The sequence below is a fragment of the Methanimicrococcus stummii genome (genome assembly GCF_032594435.1).
In the GTDB taxonomy this organism is placed as follows: domain Archaea; phylum Halobacteriota; class Methanosarcinia; order Methanosarcinales; family Methanosarcinaceae; genus Methanimicrococcus; species Methanimicrococcus stummii.
On record NZ_CP131062.1, the window covers coordinates 94,236 to 116,353 of the forward strand.

The window sequence follows — 22,118 nt, forward strand, 5'->3', positions numbered from 1 at the left end:
ATATGTATGCAGTGGCATTTCCAGAAATGGCAGCTGTTTATTTCTCAGATTTTTGTCTAATAAATGTCTGCATTAATGTGGTGCAGCGCTGCGTATTTTCGGTAATTTTATTCATGCGGTGATCGCACTTTACGTTATTATTACCGATTCAAAGATTTAAAAATAGTATTTGTAAAATATTGTAATATTTGTAAAAATTTAGGAGTCATTGTTATGGATTTTGATATTCTTACATCCGGTCTCAAGAACGGCTGGGACGCATTCAAAAACAACATTGTTGCGTACGTCCTCGGTCTTTTGATTGCAGTTATCGGATCAATTTTAATCGTTACGATTGCACCGTTAGTTTACGGTCTTTCTTATATGGCAGTTAAAGGCGCCCGCGGCGAAAAAGTCGAAATTACGGACATTTTCTACGGATTTAAATCCGTCAGCGCTTTCATCAGAAGCTGGATGTACTACATCGTTTACGTTGTTGTTATCATCATCATCGCAGTCATCACATATTTGTTGACGATGGTTTCACCGTTCCTCTCAATTATCGGCACACTCTTGTCCGTTATCTGGGCCCTTGTTACATTCTACTCGATGTACATCTACGTCATGACACCGTCCGAAAATGCGGTTTACGCATATAAAGAAGGTTTCAATGTTCTTAAGGAAAACCTCATTATGACAATCCTTGCGTACATTGTCGTCTATCTCCTCGCTGTTATCGGCGCAATCCTTCTCGGTATCGGTCTTTTGGTTACAATCCCAATTGCATTCGTCTTCACAGTCTCTGTCTTGAAAGCATTGAAGCCCGGAATTGACGCAGCCAACTAATTGACTGAAACATTTACGAAAACTGATTCAGAGTCTTTTTCAGACTCTGAATTTTTTTTGCAAATGCAAATATATAAAAATATTTAACTAAAAACATACATATATTATTTGTAAAATGTGTGTGCCGATTTACAAATTAAAATTGAATGTGATTTGATTTGTAAAATGTGTGGTCTCGACTTTGAATAATAGTTTAATTGATTATAAAAACAAATAAAAAATTAAAAAAAACAAAATAAAACGAAAGGTGATTCATTATGGAATTCGGTTTACTTGTCGACGGCGTTAAAAAAGCCGGTCGTTCTTACTTGGACAATATTGTCGCGTATTTGGTTGGCATTGTTCTCTTCTTCATCATTGCCGGAATTGCTTACTTTATCGGCTTCGGCGGCGATTTTTGGGCTGTTTATGAAGCTTTTGTCAACGGAGAATTCGGTCTTTCTCTTTTGATTATGATTGTCACGACGGTTATCGGCTTTTTGTTAATTTCCCCGCTGACTTACAGTTTGTATTACATGGCGATTAAAGGAACGCGCAGCAGCGACGTTAAGATCGGTGATCTTTTCTACGCCTTTAAATCCGGCAAAGCTTATGTCAGAAGTTTGATTTACACGCTGGTTTACGCAATCATTATTGCCGTGGTGACGGCGCTTGTCGCCTTAGTTTCCGACTTCGTCGGCTACGTCATCGCTTTTGCAAGCGAATCCGTCGGCATTTTAATCGGCGGTCTTCTGTACATCATTCTGATGCTTTTGGTTGAAATTTTCTTCTTCTTCACGATTTATATTTATGTGATGAGGCCCGATGAAGGTTTCTTCTACGCTTTGAAGGAAAGTATCAGTGTCGGCAAATCAAACATTGTCATGGTTCTTTTGACAATCATTATTTCCTGGATTTTGTCCATCTTGATCATTACGATTCCGCTCGGCTACATTTTCGGCGCTTATATGCTTAAAGAATTGAATCCGATGCTGAAGGATATGTCAGGAATGGAATCTGAAGTCTGATTTCAAGTTATTTCATAAAAAAGAGTTAATTAAAAATTTGAAATGCTGTCTGATTTCAGACAGCTTCTATTAATTTTTTAAAATTATTTATTTGAATGAAGTACCACAGTATTCACATTTTTCTAATTCTTCAAGAAGGTCTTCACGATAATTGCTTGCACCACAATTGCGGCAATGGACGATACCATAAGACGTCTCAGTTTTTGTTTCATTTCGAGTAATTGTTTTTAAAACAAACGTTGTGAAGAGTAATGAAATCGGAACTGTAATCAAAAGACCGACACCGAGAAGAAGCATGCCGATAATAGAAAGGATGTAAGTAACGATGTATGCAATAATTGTTATAACAATATTTTTCTTGAACAAATTGAAACTTTCTTTGTATGCATAAATGATATTTTCGGAAGGTGTCATGACATATATGTAAATCATATATAATGTGATAAAAATCCATGTAAAGTTCAAGAACATACCAATATATCCTAAAATAGGAGTAATGCTTGCCAGTAAAGTTGTAATAGTTGTGATGATAATCAAAACGATGATGGTAATAATCCAATAAATCCAACTTCGGATAAATACATTAACAGATTTAAAACCATAGAAAACATCTTTAATTTCAACTTTTTCACCACTGGCAGCTTTAACAACCATATGAATAAAGCCATACCAAAGGGGTGCAAATGTAACGATTAAAATTGATCCGAGGGCAGCGATTAACAAACTAACAATAAAAACGATAATATTGCTGATAAAAGCTCCCCATCCTTTTTTAAAGGATGATGTAATAATTTCGAGACCTGTAATATTTTTTTTAGATTGTGTATCAGTCATAAAAATTACCTTTGATTTTATTAAATTTAAAATTTTTAATTACTATTATAACAACATTTAAATGTTAAAAAAGGCATGATGCCCCTTTTTAAATTTATTTTTTAAATCTGTCCTTGGTTTCGACGGGAAACATCTTGTTTCCGCAACAAAATTAAATTTAAAACAGATTCCTTTTGTTTTTTAATCTGCTCCGGTTCAGCTTCTTGGGAATGAAGCATTTTTTGAAGCAAATCCAGCTCTTGTTCAATCTGGCCGTCAATTTCTGATGTCAAAGACATATCACTGCATCGGAGTGCTTCTGATATTTGCTCTAAGTCCTCTTCATAATCAGTGTTGACAGTTTTTTTCATAAATTCGGTTTTATCAATCAATTTCTTCATAAATTCAACAGATTGCATTGTTTCATTGTTTGATTTTTCGTTGTCTGCACTGAATTTATACAGTATCAATAAACTCATCAAAACAATTGCAATTAAAGCGAATTGGACGGAACCGAGAACAAAAATCTCATCTCTAAACCAAATCATGAAAATAACGGAAATAAAAACTGCTGCCAAAACATAAATGGAAATAATTGAAATCGAACCTGATTGAAACATAAGGGTGTTTTTTTGTTTCGGTATTGTATTCAACACTAAAAACAACATTACACCAAGCTCAGCAATCAAAATAAATCCGATTCCCACCCAATCAATATATGTTCTGTCTTCTGTAAGCAAAAAAAACAAAAGTAAACTGGTTACAAGAACAATCAGGCTAATTGAAATATATGTTAAAGTAGAATGAATGTTTTGATTTTTCATTCTAAACCCCCCTCCAATTCATATTTTGAACCACATTTGTGGCAGAATTTAGAAGCATCTGATAAAATATCGGCATCACAGGACTTGCATTTTTTAACAAGGAGAAAACCGCATTCCGGACAGAAACGACTCTCCTTAGAAACAGGTACATTGCAAGATGGGCATGGTTCAGGCAATGCGTAATTGCAAGATTTGCATACTTTCTCATTTTCTGGTAAATCTGCACTGCAATTCGGACACGGATTGTATTTGTCTCCACATTTCGAACAGAATTTTTTTGATGGATCTAATATAAAACCACAATGGCTGCATTTAACGGAATGAATTATTGAACTTGAATGCATATCAAAACCACAATCCTGACAGAACTGTTTGTTTTTAGAAACCGGCGATTTGCATCGGCTACATTGAATAGTTTCACCGTTATTGAAAATTTGTCCCATATTGTTTACTTGTTGTCCCATTATATTTCCCAAAGGAATCCCCATTCCGAGCCCAAGTCCTGCTCCAACTATTCCGGCAGAACTTGATCCGGGATTTGTAGCAGCTCCTTCAAGAGTATCAAAAGTGCGTTCTGTATGGTAATTGTATCCGATAATATCCATTTCAGCACGTTTTGCCAATGCTTCTTTTAATCTGATAACCCCTATGTCATCTTCGGGAACGCTGATATCATTGACATAAAAATTAACAATTTTTATTCCATATTCGGCAAAAAACGGTTTTATACGTTCTTCCAAATGATTTGAAATTTCATCCAAATACGCGTTAATCTCAAGGAGCGTTATTTGCTTGTTGACAAGATATGAAGAAATTGAATCTTTGACTTTCGTCAAATAAAGACCGCGGAAGTAATTTGTCAAAGTCGTTTTATTATATTCGGGAAGTGTTCCGACTAACTTTGTCAAGAATTTTTTGGAATCCTCTATCTTAATGCCGAATTGTCCGAATGAACGAACCGGAACGAATATTCCGTATTTCGGATCCTGAATTTGAATCGGTGATGTTGTCCCCCATTTAATATCTAATGAATAAATTTTGTTGACGTACCACACTTCCGCTTTAAACGGCGATTTACCGCCGAAAGGCAGATTAATCAATTTATTCAAAATAGGAATATTTGCTGTTTCCAATACATGCCGTCCGGGGCCGAATACGTCCAACGCCATACCACTTTTGTAAAGAACAGCTTCTTGAGTTTCTTTGACAATCAATTGTGTGTAAGTGCTCAATTCATCATTCGGATATTTCCACGCAAACGTGTCGGCTGTGCCGTAAAATGTTAAAACGTTGACAATTCCCATAATAATCCTTCAAAAAATTAAAAATAGTTTTTTAAAAATTTAATTTATAATATAATATCAAAAACGCCAAATGTATTTACGACATGCAGTGTTGATGCCGCAACAAGTAAGATTCCTATTATCACAGACGTCCTCCTAAATTGAGTTGTAATATTTGTTGAATTAATTGGAGTCAATTCAATACCATATGTATCGCATTAAACTATTTAATATTTTCTAAAATGCGATTTTTATAGCTTTTAAATTTCAAATGCGATAAACACGTCACAAACGATAATATTTTTTCAAAAACTTCAAATAAGTATGACTTCTCCAAGCAGCAGAAAAATATCAATATCTCTTACGGTAAGTCAAAACCTTTTGAATCAAATGAATTCGTTAATTAAAAAAGGTGAATTTTCTTCCGTATCAGATATTGTAAATGTTGCAGTGGCTGTTTTTTTAGGGAAATTGTCTGTTTATAGTATGAATCAAAATTTTGTACATACAACAATTTTTGAAAATTTTCCGATTGATAATTCCGCTCGAAAGAAAATATCGGTGACATACAGCACATTTTTGGATCAAGAACTTGAAAAGTTGGTTGAAACAACTCAAAAAAATAAATCTTTAATTGTACGTTCTGCATTATTTGATTTTTTTGAATATTGTAACAATACTGAAAAGAAAATTGAGCTTGATTTGATTCCTGATGAAGATATTCCTCTTTCAAAAAACGATTTGAAAGAGATGATTCGAGAGATTATGGATGAGATTAATAAAGAACAATAAGTTTCAAATTCCATATTTTCTATTAATCCAAGTGCTTACGTTTTTATATGACTCATTGATTTGTTTAATTATTAATTATGGACAGAGATGCAATGATTTTTCCGGACGAATACAAAACAATCGGGTGGGCGGAAGCCGGAAAACCCGGTCATGATAATCAAAAAGTTTATTTTTTGTCTCAATACATTCTTGAAAAAACGGATGCCGGCTACAATTTATATGAAATTGAACATGACGGCAGCGGTTTTCTTCGAAATCCGGTTCGCTCCGTTTTGATTGCCGGCGCCGATGAAGTTCTTTTGTATCCGGAAGAAATGAATATCAAAAACAGAACGCTTTTGATTGAAACGGCCGATCGGCTCATTCGCGATGAAAATGAAATCCGATCGAATCAAAACGGGGGAAAGCTTGCAACGACAGTTGTTTTTAAAGGATTTGACAAACATTTGACTTTTGTCAAAGACCCTGATGTTTCCGAAATTTTGGAAATTCAAATCGTTGATGTTTATCCGCCGGAGCCGGCGTGGCTTTCCAATTGCATTAAACGGCTGGAAGCCGCAAACATTTTTGGCGACCTCCAAATTCGGTTTACTGAAAAACTCGCCGACCTTTCCGTTTATCAAGGCGAAAAAACAATTTACCCGTGTCATTCTTCGGGACTTTCCGGCAAATTTTTGGATTCCGATGTTTTGGACGAAACAGAAGACGGCTGGCTTTTGGTCGGCTGCGACACGTCTCGCCAAATTATTCAAACACTGTACCCGAATTTGAAATACGATTTTGTTGACATGTGTCCGATGCGTTCGGATTTGACGAAACCCGATAAACCGTTTGTCATGCGCTGCTGCAAATCGGAAAATTCCGGGAAAATTATTCAAATCAACGGACAGAAAGGCGTTATCGTTCACTGGGGCGCAGGCGAATGGCAAATCGCCGAATGCATTCGAAAACTGGCGCTTGAACTTCAAAAAATCGACCAATGAATTTTTAATTTTTGGTCTTTAATTTTCAAACCAGAGTTTGAATAATTGAAACAGTCATATATTTTTTAATAAAATATTTGAGCGAATCTCCAAGCCTCCTTTCACTTGCGAAACTCGGCGTTGGAGGCGGCTGATTTGTTTTTCATTTATTTTATTCTCAAAAAAACAAACATCGTTTTTTTAATTTAATAAAAACCCGAACCCCCTTTTCCCCAAAACAATTCTATTTTTTTGGTTTTATCGGGGGTTCGAGTTTGAAAATTAAATTCAAAACCGATGTTTGGGTTTCATTGAAAATTAAATGAAAAGTCCAAATACGACCGCAAATTGAGATTTTGTGAGCGAAGCGAGCAAAATTGAGATTTGCGGATAAAACAAAGAAGAATAAACAATTCAAACCTGTCCGCCTAAATTTGAATTATTGAATCGGTTACATATATTTATTGAAATCTTGGAACGAATCTCCAATATTTTCTTCCACTCGCGAAACTCGCCGTTGGAGGTGGTTATCCGGATTTTTAATTAAATCTCAAAAAATGGACACAACGATTTTAAAATTTCAATAACAATCAAACATCATTTTTCAAAAAAAATAAGGAAATTGGTGCAGCTCGCGCGCGGTCGCCGCGCCAAAATCAATACGTAATTCTTTTCCCGGAAGCATCGCGGTGATACTTCCCGAACTCAGAGTCAAGTAACGTTGTCGCTTTGAAAACAGGTCCGTCTTTGCAGACGCGAACGCCGAGCGTGTCAATGCAGCAGGCGCCGCAAACACCGATGCCGCATTTGAAATAACGTTCCATTGAAAATTCGGCTTTGGAAAGCGCGTCTTTTTCGATTAAAATTTTCATGACGAATTTCATCATCATTTCAGGACCGCAAACGTAAATCCGATCTATTTTTTCCAAATCGGCTTCCGCTAAAACGTCGGTCACAAAACCTTTTCGGCCTTTCGTTCCGTCATCGGTCGTCAGCAAAACTTCTCCGGTTTTGCCGAAACGTTCCTCAAAAATAATGTCGGCTTCACTTCTCGCGCCGAGAATGATTGTTACGTTCGCGCCGATTTCCTTTGATTTTTCGGCAAGCGGCGCAAGCGGAGCTGCACCGATGCCGCCTGCGATAATTAAAACATTTTCTCCCGATTCGGGAAGCGTAAACGGATTTCCGAGCGGTCCGCGCAGGCCGACGCTGTCGCCTGCTTTCAAATCAAAAAGCGCGTTTGTCGCAGGACCGACCGTTTGAAATGTGACACCGTTCTTGTAAGCGCAGCCGAGCGGGATTTCATCAACGCCGCGAATCCAAACCATACAAAAATTGCCGGGTTTCATATTTTCAAATCCACGGTCAAAAAGAAGCGTTCTCTTGCCGGTATTCGTTTCATCAATCACATCAATGATTTTCGCGTTCACAGGATAGCCGCCGGAATGGCATTTGCAGTTTGAGTCGTGTCCGCTTTCGTTTCCGTCTGCCATCTTATTTCCTCCTGTGCGCCATGCCGATGAGCTCGTCAAAAGCATATCCGTTTTCTTTCATAAATTGCTGCGCGCCGTCCCAAACATCCGCGAAAATTTGATCATTCTCATAAACCGCCGACCCGATTTGAATCGCGGATGCGCCGGCCATCATCATTTCAATCATATCTTCAAAACAAGAAACGCCGCCGACACCGATCACCGGAATCTCAAGCGCTTCGTACAAATCATAAACACATTTAACCGCAACCGGTTTCACTGCCGGGCCCGACATGCCGCCGGATCTGTTTCCGAGAACGGGCCAGCCCGAATGAATGTCAATCGCCATTCCGCGAACCGTGTTGATTGCAACAACCGCGTCCGCGCCGCCTGCCTGCGCCGCAAGACCGATTTCTTTAATATTTGCGACATTCGGTGTCAGCTTCACCCATACAGGAACGTTAACCGCATTTTTCACCGCCGCCGTCACTTCTTCCACCTGGCAGGGCGCACTTCCGATATCCGCACCGTAGCCTTTGGCGTGCGGACAGCTGACATTGAGCTCAAAAGCGTCGGGTTTGGACGGCAACAACCCCTCCGCAACCGCGACAAAATCTTTCGCGTCACCGCCGAAAATGCTGGCAATGACAGGCGCGTTTCCGTCGTCATTAGCGACCGGATTGTTTTTAACAAATTCAATTTCCTGGCGGAATTCGTCATAAGACGGATTCGGAAGTCCCATCGCATTCAAATAACCGTAAACATCGCCGCTGCCGCCGTTTGCACTCAGCGTAATCATAGACGGATTGGCGTGTCCGTAAACCGGAATCGGGCCGATTGATTTTGTAACAACGCCACCCGCGCCGTTTTGAATCACGCGCGTCATAGACGCGCCGGTCGTTCCGAGAATGCCGGCCGCTAAGATTGTCGGATTTTTAAGCGGAACGCCGGCTGCTAAATAAACCATAATTTTTCCCTGATTCCTTTTATATTCTTATTATTTTATTTCATTCATTTCTGGAATGAATTTTCACTTTTTATTCGGCCTGTTCCTTTTGGTTTTTCAATTCCTGAATGTAGCAGATCGCATCTTCCGCAAGCATTTTGCCGCCGGAATCGGCCAGATATTTGCCGAGTTTTTCCGCTTCTTCTTCCCAATCATCGGCTGAAATTTTCTCATCGACGCGAATGCTTTTTGTACCGTCACAGGAGAGAACTTCCGCACGCACGCGGATTTTTTTGCCGCTTGATTCAAACTTCGCGTAAGCGCCGATCGGCGTCGTGCAGCCGCCTTCCAAATCCGTCACAACAATTCTTTCAATTCGTGTTTCAATTTGGGATTTTTCATCATTCAAAAGAGAAACCGCATCAACCGCCGGCGTTCCGGAAAGTGCGGCAACCGCAACCGTCCCCTGGTTCGGCGAGGGGATAAAATCATCAATGGGCAATCGTGTGCGAACCATGTCGTCCCAGCCCATGCGCTCCAAACCGGCTTCGGCCAAGATGATGCCGTCATACTGCCCTTCTTCTAATTTCCGCAGACGCGTGTCAATGTTTCCGCGCAATTCCGCAATTTCCAAATCGGGGCGGTAGCGCATGAGCTGCGCGCGGCGGCGCATGGAACTTGTGCCGATGACGGCGTTTTTCGGAAGCTCATCAATCGTTAAGCCGTCTTTTGTAAGCAAAACATCGTAAGGCGAGTCGCGCGGGAGAACTGCCGCCGTAATCAATTCGGGCGGACGGATTGTCGGCAGATCTTTCATGGAATGGACGGCAATTTCGATGCCGTCTGCAATCATCGCGTCATCGAGTTCACGGACGAACGCGCCGACGCCGGTTGAAACCTGATAAAGCGGCCTGTCGGTGAAACGGTCGCCGTCGGTTTTGATAATTTGCTCTTCCGTTTCAAATCCCTTTTCTTTTAAAAGCGCGGCGACTTTTCTCGTTTGAACCAACGCAAGCCGGCTTCCTCTTGTTCCGATAATCATCATCTGTTTTCCCGTGTTTTTAGTTTTACTGATGTTTTTATTATTTTATTGAGCTTTTGCTTAAATGTTCATCTCAAAAAGAAGAACCAAGCCAAAACCCCGATCTACAGCAATACAATTGCGGCGACCGCCCCTTTTTTCCAATACTGCTCAACAATATTCTGCGGCGTTTTTTTGTATTCAACCGTAAAACCGTGACGGCAGTCCGCGCAGAGATATTTGTCTCCTGCGCCTCTGCCGATTTGCGTCGGCTCCACGTTCGTCATACAGCACGCCGGACATTTGATAAAATGTTCCATTTTCCCCTCTCAATTGTTAAGTTCAAATTTAAATAATTTTCAAAAATCAAATTTAAATTTATTAAACTAAGTTTTTCTCAACAGCCTCAGCCGTTTTGCTGAAATCTTCATCTGTGTGCGCCATCGAAATGAAATTCGTCTCAAATTGTGACGGCGGCAAAAAGACACCCGAGTTCAGCATTTTATGGAAGAATTCCATGTATTTCGCGGAATCGCATTTCAAAACATCCTGATAATTCATCGGCTTGCCGCCGAAGAAAATCACAAAGAGGGAAGACAAACCGCCGACAGAGTAATCCGGCTTTTTGTCGGTTACGACATCGGAAAGCATTTTCCGGAACATGTCACCGCGTTTGTTCAAAGTTTCCTGGACTTTGTTTTCTTTCAAATAATCCAAAACCGCAATTCCGGCAGACATCGAACACGGGCTGCCGCTGAACGTTCCCGCCTGATAAACCGGGCCGTTTGGAGAAATCATTCCCATGATATCTTTTCTGCCGCCGAAAATTCCGATCGGCATGCCGCCGCCTGCAATTTTCCCGAGCGTTGTCAAATCCGGCTTGATGCCGAAATATTCCTGAGCGCCGCCGGGCGCGAGTCTGAAGCCCGTAATCACTTCATCAAAAATTAATAAAACATCATTTTCCGCCGTCAGCTTGCGAACTTCTTGAAGATAGCCGTCCTTTGGCAAAACCGGGCCGACATTTCCCATAACAGGCTCCAAAATCACGGCCGCCAAATCATTTTTGTTTTTTTCAATGACATCGGTCATTTGCTCAATATCGTTATAAGCGACTTGAAGCGTGTGTTCCGTCACGCTTGCCGGAATTCCCGGAGAATTCGGCTCGCCGTGCGTTGTCGCGCCGGAGCCGGCCTTTACCAAAACCGCGTCGTGCGCGCCGTGAAAACCGCCTTCAATCTTGATAATCTTGTTCTTTTTCGTAAATCCGCGCGCCAATCGAAGCGCGCTCATCGTCGCTTCCGAGCCGCTTGATACAAAACGCATCATGTCAATCGACGGATACAAATCGGAAACACGAGCCGCCATTTCAACTTCAAGTGCGCTCGGCGTTCCGTAAAGCCAGCCCTTGTCCAACTGATTTTCAATGGCCTGCCGGATTGCCGGCGGATTGTGTCCCAAAATCATCGGCCCGTAAGCCATACAATAATCAATGAATTCGTTTCCGTCTTCATCGTAAATTTTAGAACCGTTTGCGGAAGCGGTGTAAAACGGAAACGGCTTAATCGCGCGAACGGGACTGCTGACGCCGCCCGGAATGAGTGTTTTTGCTTCGTTGTATAATTTTTCGGATTTATCAAAATTCATAATGCCACCATTTAATTTTCCCTTTGCCGGGTGTTTTTCCGCTCACGCTTTTTCTTTAATGATTTTTGTGAGTTCCTTCGCGTAATAAGTAATAATCATATCGGAGCCTGCTCTTTTCATTGAAATGCACGCTTCATAAAAACATTTTTCTTCGTCCAGCCAGCCTTTTTCGGCAGCGGCTTTAATCATCGCGTACTCGCCGCTCACCTGATAAATGGCCAGCGGCATTTTAAATTCCTGCTTGATTCTGTAAACAATGTCAAGATACGGCATTCCCGGCTTCACCATTAAAATGTCCGCGCCTTCCAAAACATCGAGTTCCGCCTCGCGAATCGCTTCGTCACCGTTTGCCGGATTCATTTGATATTCCGAGCGGTCGCCGAAACAAAAACCGGAGTCTGCTGCGTCTCTGAACGGGCCGTAGAAAACAGACGCGTATTTGGAAGAATAAGACATAATCGGCGTGTTTTCAAAGCCGTTTTCATCAAGCGCCAAGCGAATTGCTTCAATCATGCCGTCCATCATGCCGGACGGCGCGACGATGTCCGCGCCTGATCGGGCGTGGCTCACCGCGATTTTTCCGAGAATGGGGAGCGTCAAATCATTGACAACATCATGCGTTTCAAAATTCACGATTCCGCAATGACCGTGATCGGTGTATTCGCACATGCAAAGGTCTGTAATGACAATCAAATCGTTTCCGAATTCCGCTTTAATCGCGCGGACCGCTTTTTGGACAACGTCATCGTCGCCGTAAGAAGAAGTGCCGAGCGCGTCTTTTGTCTTCGGAATCCCGAAAATCAAAACCGCAGGGATTCCGAGGTTGTACGCTTCCCGGGCGGCATCGACAGCCAGCGCGGGCGGCCAGCGAAAAACGCCCGGCATGGACGCAACTTCAATTTTTTCGGATGCGGTTTCATCAACAAAAAACGGATAAATCAAATCGCTGACGGAGAGGTCATTTTCCTGAACCATCTCTTTTAATTTGCCGTATCTTAAGCGTCTCATTCGTATTTGCGGAAACATTTGGATTCTCCTTTCATTTTTTCAAATAAAAGTTCGATAAAATATGAAATGAATTAAGATGTATGAATATAAAATAGCTTTCGCATTTGTTATTCAGAAAAAGAAGTCCGAAAACGAAAGTTAAAAAAAGTAAATTGATTTTTTTAATTTCAATTTTAAGTTTAATGTTACTTGTCGTCCAACGCGAAATAATTGAACAAGCCTTTCAATTTGCCTTTGCGGATTGTCTCTTCGAGTTCCGCCCAGCTTGAAATAACGGTCACGGGCAATTTGTCGCATTCGTCGGATGTGATTTCCGGCTGAAGCCAAAAGTCGCGGTGAACGTTTAAAATTTCATAAATGTCATTGGATTCTTCGGTGAATATTTTGGAATAGTCTTCCAGTTCTTCCAATGCTTTTGTCAGGCTTTTGTCTTCCAAATCCAAAGCATTTTGGAACAGTTTTATTTGATAAATGGGATCATCATCACGAACCGATATCACGCAAATGCCGTAGTCTTCATCTTCTGTGAGTGAAACAATCACTAAATCCATCGGTTCTCCGAGAATATCTTTCATTTTTTCCATATTACGCCTCTTAAATGATTATGCAAAATCTTGTTTTTTAGACTTTCATATTTACTATTTATGCTTTTCTCAAGATTTGATGAAATAACATTTAACTTCATTAATAAAATCAAAAATTAATAAAATCAAAATCCAAAAAATTCTTTTCAAGCTTAAAAATTCACATTCAAAAACAATTAATTCCAATAAAATTCATTCAAAAAAGATTCAAAAATATTAATTTCTCGATTGCGGTTTGTATTATTCTTCCGGTTCGCGCTGAATATTAAATACACGCGCGACCGCTTCCAAAAGCTCGTCGTCGTCATATTCCGCCGCGTTTCTGAGAATCTTCGTCGGCTCCGCTAAAATCTGATTGGCGATGCTGTGCGTTAAATTCTCCAAAATCGTTTCTTCAAATTCGCCGATGGTGTGCTTCACGCGGAATTTGTTAACCGCTTTTTGTTTCTCTTCCTCGCGAATTTCATAAACATTTCGATAAAGGGAGGCGATGATGTCATCCGCTCTCTGTCGCTTGTACTGTTTTCCGAGAAGACCAAGCTCTTCATGAATAATTTCAAAAACCTTTTTCGCTTCTTCGTTGCGCATTTTAAGCGTTTTTTCGCTGACGACGCGCAAATTATCAATATTGCAAAGCGTCACGCCGTCTAATTCATCCGCCGACTCTTCAATGTCTCTCGGATTGGCGATATCGACCATGAAAAGCGGTTTTCCGCTTCTTTTCGGCAGCGCTTCTTCGACAATCTTTTTCGTAATCACGTAATGCGGCGCGCCGGTTGCGCTGATCACAACGTCCGCCGTTTCCAAATATTTCATAATATCGTCAAACAAAATCGCTTCGCCGCCCAGCTCGTAGGCGAGTTCCTGCGCTTTTTGGTGCGTCCGGTTGGAAATGTAAATGCCTTCCAGATTCTTGTCCGCCAGCGCGCGCGCGACCAAAACGCCGATTTCGCCGACGCCGACAACCATGATGGACTTGCCGTCCAAGCCGCCGAGCGTGTCTTCCGCCAGCTCAACCGCCGCCGAGCCGATTGAAACAGATCCTTCGTTGATTTTTGTTTCTGTCCGAGCGCGTCTGCCGACTTGAATCGCTTTTGTAAACGCGGTGTCCAAAATGCGGCCGATTGTCTTCTTTTTGACCGCCAAATTATAAGCGTCCCGGATTTGTCCGAGAATCTGATCTTCGCCCATAATCATGGATTCCAGACCGCAAGACAAGCGGAGCAAGTGATCCAAAGATTCTTCATGATCGTAAAAATCGACGATTCGGGTTTCAACGCCGATCGCTTTCGTAAAATTAAATAAAACACTGCTTCCCTTTTCGGAAACAACATAAACTTCCGCACGGTTGCACGTTTTTAAAATAACGCATTCATAAACGAGATCGCTTTCGTAAAGCTTTTCGAGCATCTCCTCTGTCGTCAGCGGCCACGCACATTCCATTTCGGCGACCGTCGCTTTTTTGTGAGAGATAACCATGCTTGAAATTTCGTTCATAAATCCAACCGCTTCGTTTGAGTATGATTAATTCAGGTCAAAAGTAATACTAATTATTGGAACTCTCATATGAATGTTTCCCGATAAATTGAATCGTTACAAAGATTCAATTTTTAATAAACTTAACCTGCTCCATTTACTTTTCAAATTCATTTTATATTATTTATTTCAATTTCCAAATCTTCAATGACTTTCATAATTTCATCGAAGGAAATTTCATCCGGATAAAAAAACATATTTTTCATTTTTTCATAATCGTCTTTCAGTTTTTCTAAATTATATTCAGGCGGCATTAATTTCAAAGTTCCCGGTTTTGCGTCATTGTATTGGGCCCAAGAATTCGGATAAAATTTCTCTTTAAACGCAGTAATTTCTTCCAGCAATCCGATTTGGTTCATCATTTTTTTCTTGAATGCCGAATTTGCAATGCAGTAAACATCGTAATAATGTCTGGAATATCTTTCAGGAAATTGTTTTTCTTTCAAACGGTGCGCTTCCCGATGTAAAATTGTAATTTTTTCCCAAAACGTTCGTTCACAAGTAACGGTTTGTATTTCCGTTGTTTTTTCGGAAAAAAGATTCGGGAAAAAGTCGGCGGCATAGGGTGAAATTTTGATGTTTTCTGACGGTGTTCGGACGGCAAGCGCATTTATTTCAAGCCGAATCGCAGGCAGAATGGAAACCTCCGAGAAGTTTCGGGGATAGGAAAATCGAATGACAGCTTCATTGCTTGAATCGATATCACAGTGGATATTACTTCCCAATTCTTTTTTCAAATCTTTCTCTAATTTCGGAAGAAACTTTTTCAAAAAAAGACAGCTCTCATTTTGAATTTTATGATTCAGTTTATTTTGCTGTTTCAAAGTGCGTTTTTCCATTAATTCTGAAGTTTCATATCCCAAAACACGCCAATCAAGAATTAAATCAACATCTTCGGAAAACCGTTCAATGAGATTATAACACTTTGAAAGACTGGTGCCGCCTTTGAAAACAAGATGATTTTTCAATAAACTCCGATGAAATAAATAATCTAAAATCCAACAAACCCAAAAATCCTTTTCAACGATTGCCGGCTGAATGCCCATTCGGTTTGCAGTTGCTTGGAATAATTCCCGGCGATTTTCTTCAGATGAGATTGCAATATCTTTCATAAAATCTATCATGATTCCGTTTTTTTAATATGTTGCGATTTTTTTCATATTTTCACGAATCCATAATGTCGAATTCTTTGTTTCCGACAGAAGCGCCGTTTTTTCTACAGGAGTTAATTTATCTGAAACAGTTCGGATAAATATGTCATCAATGTTCTGTTTCCCTTTCGCTTTTTGAGCCTGAACAATTAAAGCGGTTTTAAATGACATTCCTTTGATGTCTTTAATCGGTGTTTTCTTAAAAATGATTTTGATCTTGTTGAATTCACCGACAACCTCATATGTTTTTGTTATTCCGTCGCAAGCGTAAATATATACGGCAGGAACTTGAGTTGACAATCCGAGCATGTTTAATGCCGCATCTTCATTCGGTATAATCTCCCATCCGTTTTTTCGCGCAATAGCTTGCGCAATTTTATCGGCGGACGGTGAAATATATTCTTTTAAAAATGTGCTGTACTTCGGACATTCGTAAATCCCCTGCAGCACGCGGCGAATAATTCCTTCGTCTGCCAATCTCGAAAGAATTCTGTTTACAGTTTCTATGCGGGCAATGTCAGCAAAATCTGCCGAAATGTAGACTTTGTCACCCCCCTCTCGGAGAATTCTATTTTTAATTTCTTCTAAATACATTTCACGTTTCATAAATCTAATTTCGTCCGAAAAGATATAATTTTTTCGGACAAAATGATTGTATAAAATTTAAAATGCAGCAATAAAATAAAAACAACAGCAGTAGACAAAACAGTAACAAATACACAAAAAATCGCAACAACAAACAGCAACAGCAACACAAACAGCAGTGATAAATGGCGACAATAACTAAAAAATAAGATTTTAAAAAGCGACGATTGCAGGTTGAATCATATCGTCAATTTTGTTTCCCCATCGCCTTCTCTTTCGCCTTCTCAAAATCCGCCGGCAAAAGCTTCCAAATCTCTTCATCATTCATAATGTCCCACAAAATTTCCTGCCGTTTTTTCTGATCCGAAACAACCGTTTTCAGATATTCGCGCATTTCATTTTGCAGGTCAATCATCAGTTCCAAATTGTCATCTATCGCGTTTTCGATTGTCATTCGCGCGTATTTCGTGACCGCCGGACTTTCGCCGCTCGATGAAATCGCGATTTGAAGCCCGCCGCGTTCAATCAAAGACGGAATGATAACTTCGTCGGCTTTTTCGGTGTCGTTAACCAAAACGCCGGCGGTTTTTGCCATTGAAATGATTCTGCGGTTCACTTCCGAATCAGAAGTCGCCGCAATGACTAAAAACGCATCGGACATGCAGTCAAAAATCTCGCCGTCGCTCAAATCGGAAAGGTCTTTTTCAATAAACAGAATCGAATCATTCGCTTCCATTTCTGAAAGCGTGGGCGTTAAGCTTGAACTGACAACCGTCACCATTGCTTTTTCAAAAAAGCGTTTCGCTTTGCGCTCGCCGACAGCGCCGCCGCCGAAAATGACAACGATTTTGTCCGTGAAATCAATCCATAACGGCAAATACGGATTCTTATTGGTTTGCGTCGGTGTTGTCATTCTTGCTGCTCCTGTTGTAAAAAATAAAAAATAAATTAAAATGAATTTTTAAATGCGAACGCCTTTTTTCTTCAATTCTTTTTCGCTGAAAACGAGTTTATAATCGGTGATGCCGACGGCTTTTGAAATTTTTTCGGCGGCCGCTTTGCATTCCTCTTGCGATTTGCCGTGAATCATTGTGTACATATTATACGGCCATTCTGCCGACCGCGGGCGGTGATAACAATGGCTGACTTCATCAAAGGCGGCCATCTTTTTGCCGACTTCTTCAATTCGGTCTTCGGGGATATCCCAAACACCCATGCCGTTTGCGGTAAAACCGAGCGCGATATGGCCGATGGACGCGCCGAAACGGCGGATTTTCTTCTCTTCAGCCAATTTTTTCAAGCGGGAAACGATTTCATCTTCGGAAATGCCGAGCTCGGCTACAGCCTTTGCAAAAGGCGCGTGCGTGAACTCAATGCCGCCTTGAATCAGGCGAATGAGTTTTTCATCAATTTCGTCCATATCGGAACGCCAAACCGCTTTTTCTTCAGACATGGAAATTCACCTGTATTTTAAATTGCTGAATCGTCGGCAAATCCAAAAGCGGACAATTCAATTCCGTTTGAATTTCCGATAAAATTTGGTTCAGGCGGTCCTGTGTCGGCGCCGACACCGTAAACCAAACATTGTATTCTTCATTTCTGAGATAATTGTGAGAGACTTCATCGTAACGATTAATGACAGCTGCTGCCGCATCCACTTGGCCTGCCGGCACTTTGACAGCAGCCAGCGTGTTGGTGCCGCCGATGCCGCGCGTGTTGATAATCGGGCCGATTCTGCGGATGATGCCTTCGTTTTTCAAGCGGCTCAGCTTGGAAATAACAATGTCTTCGGTTGTTCCGATTTCGTTTGCGATTTCCTCAAACGGGTGCGCGGAAATCGGGAAATTCAGCTGAATCAGATTAATGAGCTTTCTGTCGATGTCGTCCAGTTCAACGGTTTTCGTCATCAGTATCCCTCCGGATAGTAGGAACAAAGCGGCTCTTCTTCCATATAATCGCCGTGTTCGGTGTAAGCGCGCGCGCGGCAGCCGCCGCAAACGGATTTATATTCGCAGGCGCCGCATTTGCCTTTGTATTCCGCGTAATTGCGCAAGTCGTTGAAAACTTTCGCGTTTTCCCAGATTTCTTTAAACGATTGTTCGCGGACGTTGCCGGCGGAAACCGGGAGGTAGCCGCAGGGGTTGACTTCGCCGACGCGTGAAATGAAGCCGAAAGAAATGCCGCCGAGACATCCTTTTGTCATCGCGTCCAAGCCGTGCGTTTTTGGCGTAATTTCAATGCCTTCTTTTTTAGCGTGTTGTCTCATGATTCTGAAATAATGCGGCGCGCAGGTCGGTCGAATTTGCAAATCGGTTTTTCTTGAAAGATCATAAAGCCATTCAAGCGCGACTTCGTATTCTTCGGGTGTAATTTCAAATTCTGAAAGTTCCGCGCCGCGGCCGGTCGGAACCAAAAAGAAAAAGTGGTGCGCTGCCGCGCCGATTTCTTTTGTAAAATTGTGAACGTCTTCCATTTCATGAACATTGAAGCGGGAAATCGTCGTGTTGATTTGGAATTCAACGCCGGCTTTCTTCAAATTTTCAATGCCTTTCATGGAATCGGCAAAGCAGCCGGGAATCATTCGGAATGCGTCGTGTGTTTTTTCGCGCCCGTCCAAGCTGATGCTGACGCGCTGAATGCCGGCGTCTTTCATCTTTTTTGCGATTTCTTCGGTGACCAAAACACCGTTGGTCGCAAGCGTCATCCGAAATCCTAAATCCGTCCCGTAGCGCGCGATTTCAAAAATGTCGTCGCGCATCAATGGCTCGCCGCCGCTTAAAATAATGATCGGTGTTCCGGTTTCACGAATTTCATCAAGCAATTTTTTCGCTTCCGCCGTTGTCAGCTCGTCTTGATCGGCATCTTCCGTCGAAGAGCCGCGGCAGTGTTTGCATTTTAAATTGCAGGCGCCTGTCGTCTCCCACGCCAAAATTCTCGGCGGACGAACGCCGCCTTCGCTTCCGCTTTCATCTCTCGATTGAGACATTTGCGTTTCTGCGCCGTGTCCGTGCGGACAGCCCCCGTTTCCATGATTCATTTTTACCCTCTCGTTTTTATTTTTGATTATTTTGATTTAAATTTGTTTTTGATAAACGTAAAGCTTGATTTCTCATCAAATGATCTAATATAACAATTGCCGCCATCGCTTCGCCGACCGGAACAAAACGCGGCGCAATAACAGGATCATGTCTTCCTGAAATTGAAATTTCGGTTTCTTTCATTTCGGCAATGTTCACCGTCTTCTGTGAAATCGAAACGGACGGTGTCGGTTTAATCGCCGCTCTGAAACGAATCAAATTTCCCGTTGAAATGCCGCCTAAAATGCCGCCGGCGTGGTTTGTCGTTGTTTGAATTTTTCCGTCTTTGATTTCAAACGCGTCATTAAAAACGCTGCCGGTGAATTCCGCCGCCGCGAATCCGTCGCCGATTTCAAATCCTTTGACGGCGCCGATACTCATAATCGCTTTTGCCAAATCCGCGTCCAGCTTGTCAAAAACAGGCTCGCCGATTCCTGTGGGAACGCCGCGAATCAAACCTTCGACAATGCCGCCGACGGAATCGCCCGCAGTTTTTGCCGCGTCGACTTCTTTTTCCATCAGCGCCGCGGCTTTTAAATCGGCGCAGCGCACCAGATTCTTTTCAATATTTTCTTTGATTTCATCAAAAGATAATGATAAATTTGTGTCGGCCCAAACGCTGCCGATTCGAGTTGTGTGGCAGACAACTTCGATTCCGTATTCCGCCAGAATCTTTTTGGCAACAGCGCCTGACGCCACGCGCCCGACTGTTTCGCGCCCGGAACTTCTGCCGCCGCCGCGATGGTCGCGAATGCCGTATTTTTCCGCGTATCCGAAATCCGCGTGCCCGGGACGCGGCGTGTCCCGAAGACTGTCGTAATCGGCAGAATGCTGATTTGAATTTCGAATCAATAAGGAAATCGGCGTTCCGGTTGTTTTGCCTTCAAAAACACCGGAAAGAATCTCAACCGTGTCGGATTCTTCGCGCGGCGTTGAAACGCCGCTTTGGCCGGGTCTGCGCCGATCCAATTCTTTTTGGATGTCGGCAGCCGTGATTTCAATTCCGGGAATCGCGCCGTCAATGACCGCGCCGACAGCCGGGCCGTGGGACTCGCCCCAAGTTGTCACCCGAAAGACTTCACCGAAACTGTTTCCTGCCATTTTGTTTCCTCATTCTTATTTTTAATTCAATACTTTTTAATCGTTTGCCCGATTTATAAGTATAATTCCGAATCATTTGAATTATTTTGAATAAATGCTTTTGAGCAAAATAGAAATAATTTGCCTCATAGATATAAGTTTTTCAAAAACAAAAAAGGGTTTTTATGGATCTGATTCAAGTTTATACCGATAAATGCACTCTCTGCGGCTTATGCGTCGATGTCTGTCCGAGCTATGACACGGTTGATGTCATCCCTTCTCTTTGCGATTACATCGAGTCAGGCGGCAAAGCCGAAGAAGACAAACCGCTTGAATATGACATCCGCCTTTGCTACACATGCAACGTCTGCACCGTAACATGTCCCGAAGACTTGGGCATTCGAAAACTGATTTCCGCCTCACGCGAAAAGAGAACAGGTATTCACGGCGCAACGGAAGAACAAGGGCTTGTCGATCCGTTTTCCGATAATAATCTTTACACCAAAATCGGCGAATGGGAAGAGCCGGTCGCATTCCAAAACGAAGGCAAGAAAAGCAAAGTCGTTTATTTCCCGGGTTGTGCGGCATCCTGTATGAATAAAGTCGTCGGCAAATCGACGGTCAAAGCGCTGGAGGCGGCAGGCGTTGATTATTCCGTGATGAGCGGCATTGATTATTGCTGCGGCTCGGTTTCGGCCGGCGCCGGCAACACAAAACCGCTTGAAAAACTCGGGCAGCGCAACATTGATGAAATCAACGCGCGCGGCTCAGATATTTTAATTACGACGTGCCCGGGATGCTACCGCGCGTTTAAATTGCTTTATCCGCAAAGATTTGAAAATTTGAATTTCGAAGTGCTTCAATCTTCCGAATACTTCGCCCGCTTACTTAAAGAAGGCAAACTGAATTTTAAAAGAGATATGGGCGAATACTTCGGAATCGGCGAAAAACTCAATATTTTTTATCAGGATCCCTGCCACTTAACGCGCGCCGCCGGAATTTATGAAGAGCCGCGCCGGGTTTTATCGGCGATTCCGGGCGCGAAACTTGTGAATCCGACGCCGGAGAATTCCGTTTGTTGCGGTTTTGGCGGCGGCGTTCGAACTTCATTTCCCAAAAAATCCGTGAGTCAAGCCGCCGGCGTTCACAAATACGCCAAAAGTTTGGGCAGCGATATTATTATTACAAATTGCGGCGGCTGCATGAAAAACATTATCGAAGGCGGCTACACGGCAAAGAAAGGATTGAATGAATCCGAATGCGATTCACTTCCCGTTTACGATTTGGCGGAATTCATTTCTCTTGCGTGCGGCGCCGAGCCGACGGAGCGCGACGATTTGAAACTGATTTATCTTTCCAACAAAGCGCTTCAGGAATGCCTGACGCATTACGATTACGCGCCGTTTGACGAATTGGCGGCGGATTACGACCCCGATTTGAAATGAATCGGAAATGATAAAGTTTTAATAAAAAAGAATGATTAAGACATCATTTCAAATCGAAAA

The 22,118-nt window shown here is 42.1% G+C and carries 23 protein-coding genes; 5 read left to right on the forward strand and 18 right to left on the reverse strand.

Going from position 1 to position 22,118, the window contains the following annotated elements; all coding sequences use genetic code 11:
* The first annotated feature begins 213 nt into the window (after positions 1 to 213).
* Both MmiEs2_RS00485 and MmiEs2_RS00490 read left to right on the forward strand, forming a co-directional pair.
* Complete coding sequence (locus tag MmiEs2_RS00485; RefSeq protein WP_316559491.1) at positions 214 to 825, forward strand: hypothetical protein; 612 nt, start codon at positions 214 to 216, stop codon at positions 823 to 825.
* 257 nt (positions 826 to 1,082) lie between these two features.
* Positions 1,083 to 1,832, forward strand: a complete 750-nt coding sequence (locus tag MmiEs2_RS00490) for a hypothetical protein (protein ID WP_316559492.1) — start codon at positions 1,083 to 1,085, stop codon at positions 1,830 to 1,832.
* Between the two features lie 87 nt (positions 1,833 to 1,919).
* On the opposite strand, the gene MmiEs2_RS00495 is transcribed toward MmiEs2_RS00490, so the two are convergent.
* The 3 genes from MmiEs2_RS00495 to MmiEs2_RS00505 all read right to left on the reverse strand — a co-directional run bounded on the left by MmiEs2_RS00495 (position 1,920) and on the right by MmiEs2_RS00505 (position 4,773).
* On the reverse strand, positions 1,920 to 2,666 hold the full coding sequence (locus MmiEs2_RS00495; RefSeq protein WP_316559493.1) for a hypothetical protein: 747 nt from the start codon (positions 2,664 to 2,666) through the stop codon (positions 1,920 to 1,922).
* A 101-nt stretch (positions 2,667 to 2,767) separates the two neighbouring features.
* Positions 2,768 to 3,469 (reverse strand): hypothetical protein, encoded by a 702-nt coding sequence (locus tag MmiEs2_RS00500; RefSeq protein ID WP_316559494.1) that lies wholly within the window; start codon positions 3,467 to 3,469, stop codon positions 2,768 to 2,770.
* Positions 3,466 to 4,773 (reverse strand): SPFH domain-containing protein, encoded by a 1,308-nt coding sequence (locus MmiEs2_RS00505; protein ID WP_316559495.1) that lies wholly within the window; start codon positions 4,771 to 4,773, stop codon positions 3,466 to 3,468. The genes MmiEs2_RS00500 and MmiEs2_RS00505 overlap by 4 nt, the downstream gene beginning before the upstream one ends.
* 303 nt (positions 4,774 to 5,076) lie before the next feature.
* Between MmiEs2_RS00505 and MmiEs2_RS00510 the strand changes: the two genes are divergently transcribed.
* Both MmiEs2_RS00510 and MmiEs2_RS00515 read left to right on the forward strand, forming a co-directional pair.
* The gene (locus tag MmiEs2_RS00510) at positions 5,077 to 5,544 is read left to right on the forward strand and encodes a ribbon-helix-helix domain-containing protein (RefSeq protein ID WP_316559496.1); all 468 of its coding nucleotides are present in this window, start codon (positions 5,077 to 5,079) and stop codon (positions 5,542 to 5,544) included.
* Between the two features lie 92 nt (positions 5,545 to 5,636).
* The gene (locus MmiEs2_RS00515; protein WP_316559497.1) at positions 5,637 to 6,527 is read left to right on the forward strand and encodes a DUF7714 family protein; all 891 of its coding nucleotides are present in this window, start codon (positions 5,637 to 5,639) and stop codon (positions 6,525 to 6,527) included.
* 635 nt (positions 6,528 to 7,162) lie between these two features.
* On the opposite strand, the gene MmiEs2_RS00520 is transcribed toward MmiEs2_RS00515, so the two are convergent.
* From MmiEs2_RS00520 to aroC, 15 genes are all read right to left on the reverse strand, one after another.
* Complete coding sequence (locus tag MmiEs2_RS00520; RefSeq protein WP_316559498.1) at positions 7,163 to 7,999, reverse strand: dihydroorotate dehydrogenase electron transfer subunit; 837 nt, start codon at positions 7,997 to 7,999, stop codon at positions 7,163 to 7,165.
* A gap of 1 nt (position 8,000) precedes the next feature.
* Positions 8,001 to 8,945 carry a dihydroorotate dehydrogenase gene (locus tag MmiEs2_RS00525; RefSeq protein WP_316559499.1) on the reverse strand — a complete coding sequence of 315 codons (945 nt, stop codon included), beginning with the start codon at positions 8,943 to 8,945 and terminating at the stop codon, positions 8,001 to 8,003.
* Positions 8,946 to 9,015: 70 nt separating this feature from the next.
* Positions 9,016 to 9,966 (reverse strand): hydroxymethylbilane synthase, encoded by a 951-nt coding sequence (gene hemC, locus MmiEs2_RS00530; RefSeq protein ID WP_316560252.1) that lies wholly within the window; start codon positions 9,964 to 9,966, stop codon positions 9,016 to 9,018.
* Between the two features lie 104 nt (positions 9,967 to 10,070).
* Positions 10,071 to 10,265 carry a hypothetical protein gene (locus MmiEs2_RS00535; RefSeq protein WP_316559500.1) on the reverse strand — a complete coding sequence of 65 codons (195 nt, stop codon included), beginning with the start codon at positions 10,263 to 10,265 and terminating at the stop codon, positions 10,071 to 10,073.
* Between the two features lie 61 nt (positions 10,266 to 10,326).
* The gene (gene hemL / locus MmiEs2_RS00540) at positions 10,327 to 11,592 is read right to left on the reverse strand and encodes a glutamate-1-semialdehyde 2,1-aminomutase (RefSeq protein WP_316559501.1); all 1,266 of its coding nucleotides are present in this window, start codon (positions 11,590 to 11,592) and stop codon (positions 10,327 to 10,329) included.
* Positions 11,593 to 11,634: 42 nt separating this feature from the next.
* Positions 11,635 to 12,618, reverse strand: a complete 984-nt coding sequence (gene hemB / locus MmiEs2_RS00545; protein WP_316559502.1) for a porphobilinogen synthase — start codon at positions 12,616 to 12,618, stop codon at positions 11,635 to 11,637.
* A gap of 167 nt (positions 12,619 to 12,785) precedes the next feature.
* Entirely contained in the window at positions 12,786 to 13,184 is a 399-nt protein-coding gene (locus MmiEs2_RS00550; RefSeq protein WP_316559503.1) for a hypothetical protein, read from the reverse strand.
* A gap of 240 nt (positions 13,185 to 13,424) precedes the next feature.
* Positions 13,425 to 14,681, reverse strand: a complete 1,257-nt coding sequence (gene hemA, locus MmiEs2_RS00555) for a glutamyl-tRNA reductase (RefSeq protein ID WP_316559504.1) — start codon at positions 14,679 to 14,681, stop codon at positions 13,425 to 13,427.
* A gap of 149 nt (positions 14,682 to 14,830) precedes the next feature.
* Entirely contained in the window at positions 14,831 to 15,832 is a 1,002-nt protein-coding gene (locus tag MmiEs2_RS00560) for a nucleotidyl transferase AbiEii/AbiGii toxin family protein (protein WP_316559505.1), read from the reverse strand.
* A 24-nt stretch (positions 15,833 to 15,856) separates the two neighbouring features.
* Positions 15,857 to 16,477: a DUF6088 family protein gene (locus MmiEs2_RS00565; protein ID WP_316559506.1), complete on the reverse strand. Its 621-nt coding sequence runs from the start codon at positions 16,475 to 16,477 to the stop codon at positions 15,857 to 15,859.
* A 226-nt stretch (positions 16,478 to 16,703) separates the two neighbouring features.
* Positions 16,704 to 17,369: a precorrin-2 dehydrogenase/sirohydrochlorin ferrochelatase family protein gene (locus tag MmiEs2_RS00570; RefSeq protein ID WP_316559507.1), complete on the reverse strand. Its 666-nt coding sequence runs from the start codon at positions 17,367 to 17,369 to the stop codon at positions 16,704 to 16,706.
* 48 nt (positions 17,370 to 17,417) lie between these two features.
* Positions 17,418 to 17,909 (reverse strand): siroheme decarboxylase subunit beta, encoded by a 492-nt coding sequence (ahbB, locus tag MmiEs2_RS00575; RefSeq protein WP_316559508.1) that lies wholly within the window; start codon positions 17,907 to 17,909, stop codon positions 17,418 to 17,420.
* The gene (gene ahbA, locus MmiEs2_RS00580; protein WP_316559509.1) at positions 17,902 to 18,363 is read right to left on the reverse strand and encodes a siroheme decarboxylase subunit alpha; all 462 of its coding nucleotides are present in this window, start codon (positions 18,361 to 18,363) and stop codon (positions 17,902 to 17,904) included. Before ahbA ends, ahbB begins: the two co-directional genes overlap by 8 nt.
* Positions 18,363 to 19,493, reverse strand: a complete 1,131-nt coding sequence (ahbD, locus tag MmiEs2_RS00585; RefSeq protein WP_420891228.1) for a heme b synthase — start codon at positions 19,491 to 19,493, stop codon at positions 18,363 to 18,365. The genes ahbA and ahbD overlap by 1 nt, the downstream gene beginning before the upstream one ends.
* A gap of 16 nt (positions 19,494 to 19,509) precedes the next feature.
* Positions 19,510 to 20,634 carry a chorismate synthase gene (gene aroC / locus MmiEs2_RS00590; RefSeq protein ID WP_316559510.1) on the reverse strand — a complete coding sequence of 375 codons (1,125 nt, stop codon included), beginning with the start codon at positions 20,632 to 20,634 and terminating at the stop codon, positions 19,510 to 19,512.
* A gap of 164 nt (positions 20,635 to 20,798) precedes the next feature.
* On the opposite strand from aroC, the gene MmiEs2_RS00595 reads away from it, so the two are divergent.
* Positions 20,799 to 22,058 carry a (Fe-S)-binding protein gene (locus tag MmiEs2_RS00595; protein WP_316559511.1) on the forward strand — a complete coding sequence of 420 codons (1,260 nt, stop codon included), beginning with the start codon at positions 20,799 to 20,801 and terminating at the stop codon, positions 22,056 to 22,058.
* The last annotated feature ends 60 nt before the right edge of the window (positions 22,059 to 22,118 follow it).